General features: G+C 62.2%; 11 protein-coding genes. 7 read left to right on the forward strand and 4 right to left on the reverse strand.

The annotated features are described in order from the left end of the window. Positions 1 to 2 precede the first annotated feature (2 nt). From AD666_RS17620 to AD666_RS17640, 5 genes are all read left to right on the forward strand, one after another. Positions 3 to 293: a (2Fe-2S)-binding protein gene (locus AD666_RS17620; RefSeq protein WP_053154656.1), complete on the forward strand. Its 291-nt coding sequence runs from the start codon at positions 3 to 5 to the stop codon at positions 291 to 293. Next, complete coding sequence (locus tag AD666_RS17625) at positions 290 to 1645, forward strand: NAD(P)/FAD-dependent oxidoreductase (protein ID WP_053154659.1); 1356 nt, start codon at positions 290 to 292, stop codon at positions 1643 to 1645. Before AD666_RS17620 ends, AD666_RS17625 begins: the two co-directional genes overlap by 4 nt. Next, positions 1642 to 2757 (forward strand): FAD-binding oxidoreductase, encoded by a 1116-nt coding sequence (locus AD666_RS17630; RefSeq protein ID WP_053154663.1) that lies wholly within the window; start codon positions 1642 to 1644, stop codon positions 2755 to 2757. Before AD666_RS17625 ends, AD666_RS17630 begins: the two co-directional genes overlap by 4 nt. An 18-nt stretch (positions 2758 to 2775) precedes the next feature. Next, on the forward strand, positions 2776 to 3822 hold the full coding sequence (locus AD666_RS17635) for an ABC transporter substrate-binding protein (protein WP_053154666.1): 1047 nt from the start codon (positions 2776 to 2778) through the stop codon (positions 3820 to 3822). Positions 3823 to 3921: 99 nt separating this feature from the next. Further along, positions 3922 to 5235, forward strand: a complete 1314-nt coding sequence (locus AD666_RS17640) for a leucine-rich repeat-containing protein kinase family protein (protein ID WP_053154669.1) — start codon at positions 3922 to 3924, stop codon at positions 5233 to 5235. A gap of 39 nt (positions 5236 to 5274) precedes the next feature. On the opposite strand, the gene AD666_RS17645 is transcribed toward AD666_RS17640, so the two are convergent. Next, the gene (locus tag AD666_RS17645) at positions 5275 to 5979 is read right to left on the reverse strand and encodes a YebC/PmpR family DNA-binding transcriptional regulator (protein ID WP_053154671.1); all 705 of its coding nucleotides are present in this window, start codon (positions 5977 to 5979) and stop codon (positions 5275 to 5277) included. A gap of 218 nt (positions 5980 to 6197) precedes the next feature. Here AD666_RS17645 and AD666_RS17650 point away from each other — a divergent pair, with 218 nt between their 5' ends. Beyond that, positions 6198 to 7604: a type VI secretion system Vgr family protein gene (locus AD666_RS17650; protein ID WP_053154674.1), complete on the forward strand. Its 1407-nt coding sequence runs from the start codon at positions 6198 to 6200 to the stop codon at positions 7602 to 7604. A gap of 150 nt (positions 7605 to 7754) precedes the next feature. Continuing rightward, positions 7755 to 8303 carry a cytochrome b gene (locus AD666_RS17655; RefSeq protein ID WP_053154677.1) on the forward strand — a complete coding sequence of 183 codons (549 nt, stop codon included), beginning with the start codon at positions 7755 to 7757 and terminating at the stop codon, positions 8301 to 8303. Positions 8304 to 8310: 7 nt separating this feature from the next. Here the strand turns inward: AD666_RS17655 and AD666_RS17660 are convergent, their stop codons facing one another. The 3 genes from AD666_RS17660 to AD666_RS26820 form a co-directional block, all read right to left on the reverse strand. After that, positions 8311 to 9219, reverse strand: coding sequence for a 1-aminocyclopropane-1-carboxylate deaminase/D-cysteine desulfhydrase (locus tag AD666_RS17660; protein WP_053154680.1), 909 nt, complete (start codon positions 9217 to 9219; stop codon positions 8311 to 8313). Between the two features lie 133 nt (positions 9220 to 9352). Then, positions 9353 to 11392, reverse strand: a complete 2040-nt coding sequence (locus tag AD666_RS17665; RefSeq protein WP_053154682.1) for an FAD-dependent oxidoreductase — start codon at positions 11390 to 11392, stop codon at positions 9353 to 9355. A 770-nt stretch (positions 11393 to 12162) separates the two neighbouring features. Continuing rightward, positions 12163 to 12426 (reverse strand): DUF6124 family protein, encoded by a 264-nt coding sequence (locus AD666_RS26820; RefSeq protein ID WP_371259604.1) that lies wholly within the window; start codon positions 12424 to 12426, stop codon positions 12163 to 12165. Positions 12427 to 12878 lie beyond the last annotated feature (452 nt).

Consider the following 12878-nt stretch of genomic DNA (forward strand, 5'->3'; position numbering starts at 1 on the left):
CCATGGCTCTGCTGAAACGACTGGCCGAAGGCGACCGCCCGGTGCTCGATTTTACCCTCGACGGCACACCGGCTACCGGCCTGCTGGGGGATACCTTGCTGACCGCAGTGCTGACCCGCGAGGAACACCTGCGCGGCAGCGATTTCAGCGCCGAACCCAGGGCCGGTTTCTGCCTGATGGGCGCGTGCCAGGATTGCTGGGTGCGCCTGGGCGACGGCCGCCGCGTACGCGCCTGCTCCACCTTCCTGGAAGCCGGGCAACAGATCACTCGCGAGCCGGGGCGGCAGGTATGAAACCGATCGCCATCATCGGCGCCGGCCCGGCCGGGATCCGTGCTGCCGAGACCCTGGTCGCCCACGGCGTATTTCCCGTGCTGCTGGATGAAGCCGCCCGCGCCGGTGGGCAGATCTATCGGCGCCAACCGGCCAACTTCAAACGCTCACCGACCCGCCTGTATGGCTTCGAAGCGCACAAGGCCACTGCCATCCACCAGACCGCCGACGCACTGCGCGGACAACTCGACTACCGTCCCGACACGCTGGTGTGGAATGCCGAGGCTGGCTTGCTGGATACCTTGCATCAGGGGCGTGCCGCCCGGCTCGAGTACGCCGCCGTCATCGTCGCGACGGGCGCCACCGACCGTATCCTGCCTGTGCCGGGCTGGACTTTGCCCGGGGTATACAGCCTGGGCGCGGCGCAGATTGCCCTGAAGTCCCAGGGCTGCGCCATCGGCGAACGAGTGGTGTTCGCCGGCAGCGGCCCCCTGCTGTATCTGGTGGCGTATCAATATGCCAAGGCCGGTGCCAATGTGGTCGCGGTGCTCGACAGTGCCCCGTTAAGCGCCCAGGCCCGCGCGCTGCCTGGCCTGCTGGTGCAACCGGCCACGCTCGCCAAGGGCCTCTACTACCGAGGCTGGCTGGCCGCTCGCGGCATCGTCGTGCATCAAGGCGCGAACCTGTCGCGGATCGAAGGTGAGCGCCGGGTGCACGGGCTGAAATGGCGCAACGCAAAAGGCGAGCACTTTCTCGATTGCGATGCGGTGGCCTTCGCCCATGGCTTGCGCAGCGAAACCCAACTGGCCGACCTGCTGGGCTGCGAATTCACTTGGCAGCCGCTCAACCGGGCCTGGCTGCCCCAGCGGGATGCCGCCGGTCGCAGCAGTGTGCCCGGCGTCTACCTGGCGGGCGACGGGGCCGGGATCATGGGCGCCGATGCGGCGGAAAAAGCCGGCGAACGGGCCGCCCTGGCCTTGCTCGCAGACCTCGGATACCGCGTCGATCCCCAACGTTGCGCTCGGTTGGAGCGCTCACTGGAACGTATCGGTCGTTTTCGCCAGGGCCTGGAACAGGCTTTCATCTTTCCGGAACATTGGGCCGGCGACGCCACCGACGACCTGGTGATCTGCCGCTGCGAAGAAGTCAGCGCCGGCGACATCCGCCGGGTGGTGAACGAAGGCCATTGGGAAATCAACCGGGTCAAGGCCCATTGCCGGGTCGGCATGGGGCGTTGTCAGGGCAGGATGTGCGGCGCAGCGGCCGCGGAAATCATTGCCCGCGAAAGCGCACGCCCGGTCTGCGGGGTCGGTCGCTTGCGGGCCCAGGCGCCGGTCAAGCCCCTGCCCTTCGGCCTGGAGGTCGAACCATGATCGAAGTGGACGTGGTGATCATCGGCGGCGGCATTGTCGGTGCTTCGGCGGCATTATTCCTGAGCAAGGCCGGGCGCCGGGTGGCGCTATTAGAACGGGATTTCTGCGGCTCTCACTCCAGCGGCGTGAACTACGGCGGCGTGCGGCGCCAGGGACGGCCCTTGTCTCAACTGCCACTGTCGCAGCGGGCCCATGAAATCTGGAGCCAGTTGCCACAACTGATCGGCATCGACGGCGAATACCAGCGCAGCGGTCATCTGAAACTGGCCCGTAGCACCGATGACCTGCGAGCGCTGCAGGATTATGCCGCCAGCAGTCAGGGCTTCGGCCTCGACTTGCAACTACTGGATCATGACGAGCTGCACAGCCGCTTCCCCTGGGTGGGCGCCGTCGCGGTGGGAGCGTCCCTGTGCCCGGATGACGGCCACGCCAACCCACGACTGGTGTCCCCGGCATTCGCCCAGGCCGCTCGCAGGCACGGTGCCCAGGTCCACGAACAATGCCCCGTGAACACCGTTGAACATGATGGCCAGCGCTTTGTCGTGCGTACCGAAACCGGCCTGACGTTTCGCGCACCCTGGCTGCTGAATTGCGCCGGCGCCTGGGCCAGCCATTTTGCCGCGCAATTCGGCGAAGCCGTGCCGATGTACGCCGGACACCCGGCCATGCTGGTCACCGAACCGTTGCCATGGGTGATGGATGCCAGTACCGGCGTGGAAGGCGGCGGAATCTATGCCCGCCAGGTCGCTCGCGGCAATTGCGTGCTGGGGGGTGGTCAGGGTTTCGCGCTGGACGAAGCACGCGCCCGTCCCGGCCAGAACGCCGTGCTCGAGATTCTGCGCCAGGCGGTCGAGCTCTACCCGTTTCTGGAGGGCGCCCAGGCGATTCGTACCTGGAGCGGCACCGAAGGTTACCTGCCCGATCGCCAGCCGGTAATCGGCCACAGCGGTACCCAACCCGGTCTGTTGCACGCGTTCGGCTTCGCCGGCGCAGGCTTCCAGATCGGCCCTGCGGTGGGCCAGGCACTCACCGAAATCATCTGTTGCGGCGCCTCGAACACGCCGCTGGATGCGTTTTCCATCACCCGGTTTCACTCCATCTCCGTTGCTTGATAGAGGAAGGTCGCGCCAATGAATAACGTCAAACGCACTGCACTTCTGGGCTTTTCCTGCTTGAGCGTCTTGCTCGGCATTGGCCAGGCACACGCCGAGCCGACGCTTTACCTGGGCATGAACGGTGGGACCATGGAGCGGCTCTACGCCGACAAGGTTTTGCCAGCCTTCGAGAAAGCCAACAACGTAAAAGTGGTGATCGTACCCGGCACCTCCGCCGACATCCTGGCCAAAGTCCAGGCCAGCAAGGACAACCCGCAGATGCACGTCATGTTCCTGGATGACGGCATCATGTATCGCGCCATCGCCATGGGGCTGTGCGACAAGCTTCAGGACAACCCGACCCTGGCGCAAATTCCGGCCAAGGGTCGCATCAAGGACGAAGCCGTCGCGGTCAGCCTCGGCGTGACCGGACTGGCCTACAACACGCGGCTGTTCAAGGAAAAAGGCTGGAGCGCGCCCACTTCGTGGATGGACATGGCCGACCCGCGCTTCAAGGACAAGCTGGTGTTCCAGTCGGTGGCCTCATCGACCTTCGGCCTGCACGGCTTTCTGATGTTCAACCGCATCCAGGGCGGCAACGAGACCAACGTCGAACCGGGCTTCAAGGCCTGGCCGGACACCGTCGGACGCAACGTGCTGGAATACATCCCCAGCTCGGCGAAGATCTCGGAAATGCTGCAGACCGACGAAGCGGCGTTGTTTCCGCTGACACCTACCCAGGTCACCGCGCTGAAACTCAAGGGCATGCCAGTGGAGTACGCGCAACCGAAGGAAGGCGCCGTGGTCCTCAACGTTGCCGAATGTGCCATCGCACGCAACACCGAGCCTGAACTGGCACAGAAACTCGCCGCGTTCCTGTTGACCCCAGAGGCCCAGGCCATCGCCCTGGAAGAAGGCGACCAGATCCCGTCCAACCCCAACACCCCGACCACCGACAAGACCCGTGGCCAGGTCGAAGCGATGAAGCAATACCTCACAACAGCGATTGCGGTGGACTGGGACCAGGTCAATGAACAGCGCCCGGCATGGAATGCTCGGTGGAACCGCAGCATCGAGCGCTAACCGGCATAGCGCGTGTGGCGAGAGGATTTACTCCCTCGCCACAGTTTTTTATAACAAACTAGCTGGCATCAGATTCCCCTTGATCACAGCGACCGTACCATGGACACCCTTGACCAACTTCGCGCCGGCCAACTGTCGGGCATCACCCGCCTCAGCCTGGCCTGCGGCCTGACGCAGTTCCCTGGTGAAATTTTTGACCTGGCGGACTCCCTTGAAATCCTCGACCTCAGTGGCAATCAGCTCGATACGCTACCCGACGACCTGCATCGGTTGAGTCGGCTGCGCATCCTGTTCTGCTCGAACAACCGCTTCACCGAACTGCCCGAATGCCTGGGCCGCTGCGCCGCCTTGACCATGGTCGGCTTCAAGGCCAATCGCATCGAACGGGTGACGGGCGCGGCCCTGCCGCCGCTGCTGCGCTGGCTGATCCTGACGGACAATTGCATCAGTCAGCTACCGGACGAACTGGGTCATCGCCCTTATCTGCAAAAACTGATGCTGGCCGGCAACCGTCTGCAGCAATTGCCGGAGAGCCTGGCGCAGTGCCGCCAACTCGAGCTACTGCGCGTCGCCGCCAATCGACTGACCGAACTGCCGCAATGGCTGCTTGAACTGCCCAGCCTCAGTTGGCTGGCTTACGCCGGGAATCCGCTGGAGACCCAGGCCGAAGCCGCCGCACCGAACAGCACGACGCCCATCGATTGGTCGCAGTTGACTGTGCGGCAACGGCTGGGCGAAGGCGCCTCGGGGGTGATTCATCAGGCGCAATGGCAGCCCCCTGGCCAGGCGGCCCGGAACGTTGCGGTGAAGCTGTACAAGGGCGAGATGACCAGTGATGGCTCACCGCTGCACGAAATGCATGCCTGCATCACGGCGGGCCGGCATCCGAACCTGATCGAGGTGTTGGGCCAGATCGTCGGGCATCCCGAGGAACAGGCCGGGCTGGTCATGGCACTGGTCGAACCCCGTTATCGCAATCTGGCCGGACTGCCGAGCCTGGAATCCTGCACCCGTGACGTGTATGCCGATGAACTGCGCTTGGGTCTGCCCGTAGCGTTGCGTATCGCCCACGGCATCGCCTCGGTGGCGGCGCATCTGCATCGCCAAGGCATCACCCATGGTGATCTGTACGGACACAACATTCTGTTCAATGAGCAGGGCGATTGCCTCTTGGGGGATTTCGGCGCAGCGTCATTCCATGCCACCACAGACAGCCTGCAGACCAGGGCATTGCAGCGCATCGAAGTACGGGCGTTTGGAATTCTGCTGGGAGAACTGCTGGAGAGAGTCGAACCCGACGGCGTGGAGCTTGGAACACTGCAAGAGCTGCAGGCACGCTGCTGTCAGCCAGTTGTGCTGGCCCGGCCCGGGTTTGATGAGATCGAACAGTGCCTGGGGAAACTCAAACACTGACCGCGACGAGGGAGCAAACTCCCTCGCCACAGGCTTTGTTTAACCGGCCAACCCGACGAACATATCCTGCACGTCATCGTGGTTGTCAAGACCTTCCAGGAACGCTTCGACTTCAGCCATCTGCTCGTCGGACAGGCCGCTGACCGGGTTCTTCGGTTGGTAGCCCAGCTTGGCGGACAGCACCGTGAAGCCCTGCTCCGGCAGCGCCTTCTGCACAGCGTCGAGGTCGGTAGGATCGGTAATGAACAGGGTCGCGCCCTCTTCGCCCGGCTCGAAATCCTGGGCGCCAGCTTCGATGGCGGCCATTTCCGGATCGGCGTCCGGGCTGTCCGGCGTGGCCTCGATCATGCCCACATGGTTGAAGTCCCACGACACCGAACCCGAAGCGCCCAACTGGCCCTTGCGGAACGCAACGCGGATCTCGGCCACGGTGCGGTTGATGTTGTCGGTCACGCACTCGACGATCAGCGGCACCTGGTGAGGCGCGAAGCCTTCGTAGGTGACGCGGTGGTATTGCACGGTTTCACCGAGCTGTCCGGAGCCTTTCTTGATGGCACGCTCCAGGGTCTCGCGGGGCATGGAAGCCTTCTTGGCCTGCTCGACTACCAGCCGCAGGTGCGCGTTGGTGGCAACATCGGCGCCGTTTCGTGCAGCAATACTGATTTCTTTCACCAGTTTGCCGAAGATCTTACCCTTGGCGTTGGCAGCCGCTTCTTTGTGTTTAACCTTCCACTGTGCGCCCATTACTCACTCTCTTGTCTGACGCGCCGAGACATCTGCTGGCCGACGCTGTGGCGCAAGTTTATACGGCCTAAACCGACTGATCGACCAAAAAATGCACCCTGGAAAATCGACATTTTCGCAACGCATTGTAGGGGTTTTCTGAAATAGCGACTCGCCTCACCCGTTTTGCCCAATGGTTTCGTACCCTCATCGCTTTCACTTCTCAAGTAAGCACTGCAATGCGCAATGACACGGAAAGCCCCTTCAGCCTGACGCTCACGCAAAGCGACTTGCGCCTGCAAGTGCTGCGGTTCAGCGGTCGGGAAGCGCTCAACCAGCCGTATCGCTTCGACCTCGAACTGATCGGCCTGGCCCCTCCCATCAGCCCCGACGCATTACTGGGGCAACCGGCCTACCTGTACATGGACCGCACAACGGGTGTGCACGGAATCGTGTACGACGTCAGCCTCAGCGCCCATGCCCCGCACCGTATCGGCTATCGCCTGACACTGGTTCCTTTTCTGCAGATGCTGGAACAAGGCCCGAAACGACGGGTTTTCCAGAGACTCAGCGTCGTCCAGATCCTCCAATGCCTGCTGGAGGACCACGCTCTGCCCACCCACAGTTACCGTTTCGAATTGCCCCATGGGCAGTACCCGTGTCGTCCGTTCTGCATCCAGTACGAGGAAAGCGACCTGGAGTTGCTGCAACGGCTGTGCGAGGAAGAAGGCATCCATTACCACTTCGAACATACGCCCTACGGTCATGTCGTGGTATTCGCAGAAGATCCGAAAAGCTTTCCCACGCGACCGGGCGAACTTTTCCTGCGTGCCGACGCCAATTGCCAACCGCCGATCGAGCGGCTCTACCAGCATTACCAGCACTCGACGCCCTTCCTGCCTCCCCGCTTCAGCGACCGTGCAACGACCCGCGCCACCGCCAACGCCGCGAATCATGCCTTCAACGATGCCGATCGCGAGCCAGTGCGGGGCAATCCAGCCCTGGCTCATGCCCACCAGGTCGGGCGTCGGAACCTGGAACGGTTGCGCTGTCGACAACGGCAAGTCTGCGGTCAAACTACCCTGCCCGTGCTGCGCAGCGGTCAGGTCATGCAAATCGCAGGGCACCCGATTTCCACCTTCAACGACCAATGGCTTGTCACCGAGGTCGAGCATAGCGGGCAGCAAGCGTCCATTCTCGAAGCGAATCCATCCCTCTCGCCGCCGGTCCGGGACTACCGAAGCCGTTTCTCGGCCATTCCCTGGTCTACGGTGTTCAGGCCAGCCCTCGACCACCCCAAGCCCTGCGTTCCCGGTTATCACATTGCCTACGTACTCGGCCCACCGAACCAGCCAGCCACGCCCGACGAGCGTGGGCGGATCCAGGTCAGCCTGTGGACCCCGGACCAGGAAGGCGTCGCGCTGCCCGTGTCGCGACGGATGTCCAATGGCAACAGCCCCCTGATAGCCGGCAGTGAAGTGCTGGTGAGCTTCCTCGATGGCGACCCCGACCGGCCAGTGCTATGTCCTGGCGCCATCGACACCGGCAGCGGACAAGTCGCCGCGCCACGTAAACCCGCATCAGGCAACCGGGACGCAAGGCTACTGTTCGACTGGCTCTTGAACCCTCCCGACACCACAGCCTGACACGACGAAGGGGGGCTGGCTCGCGCAGAATCCCACCTGCGCCGAGCCGGCAAAACCTGATCTGGCACAAGCGAACCCAGCGAAACGGGCTTACAGTAAACACAACGCCGCTCAAGACGGTGCTCTACCCTGACAGTTGGAGATATTGCAATGCCCTGGAAAAGCTCCGAGAGCCGATACAGTACCGTCACGGTCGCCCTGCACTGGCTGATGCTGGTGCTGCTGGCGGTGGTCTATGCCTGCATCGAATTACGCGGGATCTTTCCCAAGGGCAGTGGCGGTCGAACGCTGATCAAGGAAGCGCATTTCATGCTTGGTCTGACGGTGTTCCTGCTGGTCTGGCTGCGCCTGTTCGCCCGCAGCATAGGCAAGGCACCGGCGATATTTCCGGCATCGCCTGCCTGGCAGACCGTTCTGGCGCGCCTGATGCACTGGGCGCTGTACCTGTTCATGATCGCCATGCCACTGCTGGGTTGGCTAATCACCAGCGCCGAAGGGCATCAAGTGATGTTCTATGGGTTCGACCTGCCATTGCTCGTCGACCAGGACAAGGATTTCGCCAAGCGGCTCGAGAGCTGGCACGTACTGGGTGGCACCATCGGCTATTGGCTGATCGGCCTGCATGCCCTGGCCGGGCTGTATCACCACTACGTGGTGCGCGATAACACACTGCTGCGCATGATGCCCAAACGCGGCTGACAGCCCGTCACTCGAATCCACGGCGGCCTTGCATGCCGCCGGTATGGACGAAGATCAGGCGGGTGCCGGGTGCGAACTGCCCGGTTTCCACCCGTGCCTTGAGCATCATCAGCGCCTTGCCGGTGTACAGCGGCTCCAACTCGAGGGTATCGGTCGCCCTGATGAAAGCGCTGAGCTCGGCGTCGACCCGGGCGAACCCGTCACGGCTGCCGTCGAGCAGTTCATAACGCGGATTAGCAAGGCCGGCTTCTCGCAGGATGCTTGCGACCTGCGACGCCACACCGTGATCCTCGGGCACCGCGAGCACGCCATGGACCGGTCGCTCCCCCGCTTCCGCCAGCACCACCCCCGCCAACGACGTTCCCGTGCCGCAGGCCAACCACCAGCCGTGATAATCCGCCCACTCCAAGGCCGCCAGCTGCGCACGGGCGATGGCCACCCAGGCCATGCAGCCTTGCGCGCCGGGCAACCCCGAACCACCCTCGGGCACTGGATGCAAATGCGGATAACGCACCTGCCAGGGTCGCCAGAAATCCGCAGCGTGTCGCTCTCGGTATCCACCGTAACCCAACCAGTGCAGGGTCATGCCGAACGCTTGCAGATCGAACACGGTCGGCGTCTCCCGAGGATGTCCTCGCAACAGCCCGACCGTTGGGAACCCGAAACGCTGACCGGCCGCAGCCAGGGCATGCAGATGATTGGAGTAGGCACCGCCCAGGCTCATGAGGCCGCTGGCTCCAGCCTCATGCGCGATACGCAGATGATGGCGCAACTTGAACCATTTGTTGCCGCTGATCAGCGGATCGATCCGATCCAGGCGCAACACCGCCACCTCGACACCGGCACGGCTAAGCCAGTCCAGAGAAAGCCGTTCGAGTTTGGGTTGCGGGTGCCAGTCGAGGGCGGGAAGGAGCATTGCGGCAAGCCTTGCAGGAAGAGGCCGCATCTTATCAGTTTGGTCGCGGATGACCGCAGTAACCAGGCTCACCCCACTGCATTTGTAGGAGCGGGATCGCCCGCTCCTACAAGAATCGGTGAGAAGTCAGACCTTACAACTGCGCCGCCAACCGCGAACCCTGGTTGATCGCCCGCTTGGCATCCAGCTCCGCCGCCACGTCGGCGCCGCCGATGAGGTGGACGGTCTGACCCGCCGCTTCCAGACCTTCCTGGAGTTCGCGCAGCGGATCCTGGCCGGCGCAGATCACAATGTTGTCCACCGCCAACACCTGCGGCTCGCCGGTTTCGCCGATGCGGACATGCAGGCCTTCGTCGTCGATCTTCAGGTACTGAACGCTGTTGAGCATCTGCACCTGTTTGTTCTTCAGCCCCGTGCGGTGAATCCAGCCAGTGGTCTTGCCCAGACCATCACCGACCTTGGAAGTCTTGCGCTGCAACAGGAATACCTGACGCGCCGGCGCATGGGGCTCGGCCTTGATCCCGGCCACGCCGCCACGCGCCTCCAGTCGGGTGTCGATACCCCATTCCTTCCAGAAGGCTTCGCGATCCTGGCTGGTGGCGACGCCCTGGTGAACCAGGAACTCCGACACGTCAAAGCCGATACCGCCCGCCCCGATCACCGCAACACGGCGGCCTACCGGCTTGCGCTCCAGGATCACGTCCAGATAGCTCAGGACTTTGGCATGCTCCACACCAGGAATCGCCGGAACCCGTGGCGCGATACCGGTGGCGAGAATGATCTCGTCGTAACCCCCTGCCACCAGTTGCGCCACATCCACACGGGTGTTGAGGCACACTTCGACGTTGGTGGTCTGCAGTTTGCGGTTGAAGTAGCGCAACGTCTCGTAGAACTCTTCCTTGCCCGGCACCCGCTTGGCGATATTGAACTGCCCACCAATCTCACTGGCCGAATCGAACAGCGTCACCTGATGACCGCGCTCGGCCGCCACGGTCGCGGCAGACAGCCCGGCCGGGCCGGCACCGACCACGGCGATTTTCTTCACCTTTGTCACCGGCAGGTAGTTGAGCTCGGTTTCATGACACGCCCGTGGGTTCACCAGGCAACTGGTCAGCTTGCCGCCGAAGGTATGGTCGAGGCAGGCCTGGTTGCAGCCGATACAGGTATTGATCTCATCCGCCCGGCCGGCGGCTGCCTTGTTGACGAACTCCGGGTCCGCCAGGAACGGCCGAGCCATGGACACCATGTCGGCGTCACCTTCGGCCAGGATCCGCTCGGCGACTTCCGGCGTGTTGATGCGGTTGGTGGTGATCAGCGGAATGCTCACCGAGCCGCGCAGCTTGGCCGTGACCTTGCTGAACGCTGCACGCGGAACCTTGGTGGCGATGGTCGGGATCCGTGCTTCATGCCAGCCGATGCCGGTGTTGATGATCGTCGCCCCGGCCTGCTCGATGGCCTTGGCCAACTGAACGATCTCTTCCCAGGTACTGCCGCCTTCCACCAGATCCAGCATCGACAAGCGAAAGATAATGATGAAATCCGGGCCAACCGCCTCGCGTACCCGCCGAACGATCTCCACGGGCAGGCGCATGCGGTTTTCATAGCTGCCGCCCCAACGGTCGGTGCGATGGTTGGTGTGGGCCGCGAGGAACTGGTTAATGAAATAACCCTCCGAGCCCATGATCTCGACACCGTCGTATTCCGCCTGGCGCGCCAATACCGAACAGCTGACGAAGTCACTGATCTGTTTCTCGATGCCCGCTTCGTCCAGCTCCTTGGGCTTGAACGGGTTGATCGGCGCCTGGATCGCGCTTGGCGCCACCTGCTTGGGGCTGTAGGCATAACGTCCGGCATGGAGGATCTGCATGCAGATCTTGCCTCCGGCCTCGTGCACGGCCCGGGTCACAATATTGTGCTTGAGCGCCTCTTCTTCCGTGGTCAGCTTGGCTGCGCCGGAATAGACCCCACCCTCGTCGTTCGGCGCAATCCCGCCGGTGACCATCAGCCCCACGCCGCCCCGGGCACGCTCGGCAAAATACGCCGCCATGCGTTCGAAGCCACCAGGCTTCTCCTCAAGGCCCGTGTGCATCGACCCCATCAGGGTACGGTTGCGCAGCGTGGTGAAACCCAGATCCAACGGGGCCAGCAGGTGCGGGTAATGAGAGGCGGTCATTGGTCACTCCACAACGGGCAAATCACGGAAAAAATGCGAAAGCTCTGCGGCCTCCGTCAGTCATGCCCAACAGCCTAAAAGGCCGGGGGCGATCGCTCAATGACCATAACTGACAAGTTAATGATCCAAATGTGCAGGGGTTTTCTACCGGTCTTGCTGTGGGAGCGAGGGCCGTGCACAGAGACGAGTGTGAAGGTTTGCAAATCGCGAAAATCGGCGTTGCGGGGCGGCCTTCAACCCCGCCAGGGCGGACTGGTTTGCGATCTCTTTGGCCACGCTCGCCGAGTGTACAACCAGCGCCGTAGAACAGCTGGAATGCTGCCAATTGCTGTACCGACACTTTTTGCCAGACTATTAAAAGGCTTTCCAATTCTTTTCGCTTCGCTTTTTTGCGTCTCGACTCTTCTTATAAAGTGCCCCAGTGAAAGCCCCGATCTTTGCAGCCAAAGTCAGCGCCAGGGTGCCAAGTGACTTACCGGACATGAGTTTTCTCCAAACATTAAAAAACCCGCCGAAGCGGGCTCTGATTATTTTGACCACTACAGCTACTGTACGCAGGTCAGATGAGCTTGTAGCGCGTAGCGGTTCAACGCTCGTCCGGCAACATGGATGAGCTTATTCCGCGGGTGCCGTCGTTGAGTTCGATGAGCCGCATGCCGTGAAGATAGCCCGTCGTGGGTTACGTGTGCAGTGGGTAAAAGGACACTGCACAGGCTGCCGTGCGGGCCGGTGGGTCGGCGGCCCGGTAGGCGTACGTTACAGGCTGGGTGCTAGCGTGGATCGACGTTGTCCAGCGCCCGGTTGACCAACAGTTCGCTCAACTCGATGACTTGTTGAACACCAAAGACAATATGTCGCTGTGCCCCCTCAAGATTGAATGCCAGGACGTTGATCATCGCGTTGGTCGAGGCGAAGCTTTCGCTGAGGTTGGCGAGCAGACTTTCGGTATCGATGCCGTTGATGACGGTGAAGAGCTGGCCCGGTGGTCGGTCGGTTTTGGCGTCGGTTCCTTTCGGTTTCAGATAGAAATCCAGCGCCCGATCGGAGGTGGCGTAGCCTCGGGACTAGGGCTCGGGGTTACGGGGTGTGTATGGCTGGAGGACTCGACCCGCCGGATAAAATGGATGACCTTTTCCGGAGTTGTAGGCAAACTCCGATAGTTGCGTAGGAGGTGCCTTTTACGGTGTTTTTTTAATCGTAGCTCCCTTGATGGCCAGCTCTTCACCGGGATATTTTCTTCAGGTCGCTGCAAATTCAGCGACCGGGATTGGTAACCCGATGAGTTACGCAACAGCGCCATTCTCAATGGCTAGTTCGTTACGCCTGCAATATTGTTATGGCGGCTGTGCGTGGGACGCTCTCGGGCGTGCCGGTTTCCTTGACTCCCGGTTTACCAACCTGCGCGCAGCTGCCACCCATTCGCTTGGTAACGAGAAGTGGCAGTTCCTAACGGTCAAGGAGCTAGACAATGCGAACAGTCACCCCA

The organism is Pseudomonas sp. Pf153 (genome assembly GCF_001269775.1).
GTDB classification, from domain to species: domain Bacteria; phylum Pseudomonadota; class Gammaproteobacteria; order Pseudomonadales; family Pseudomonadaceae; genus Aquipseudomonas; species Aquipseudomonas uvaldensis.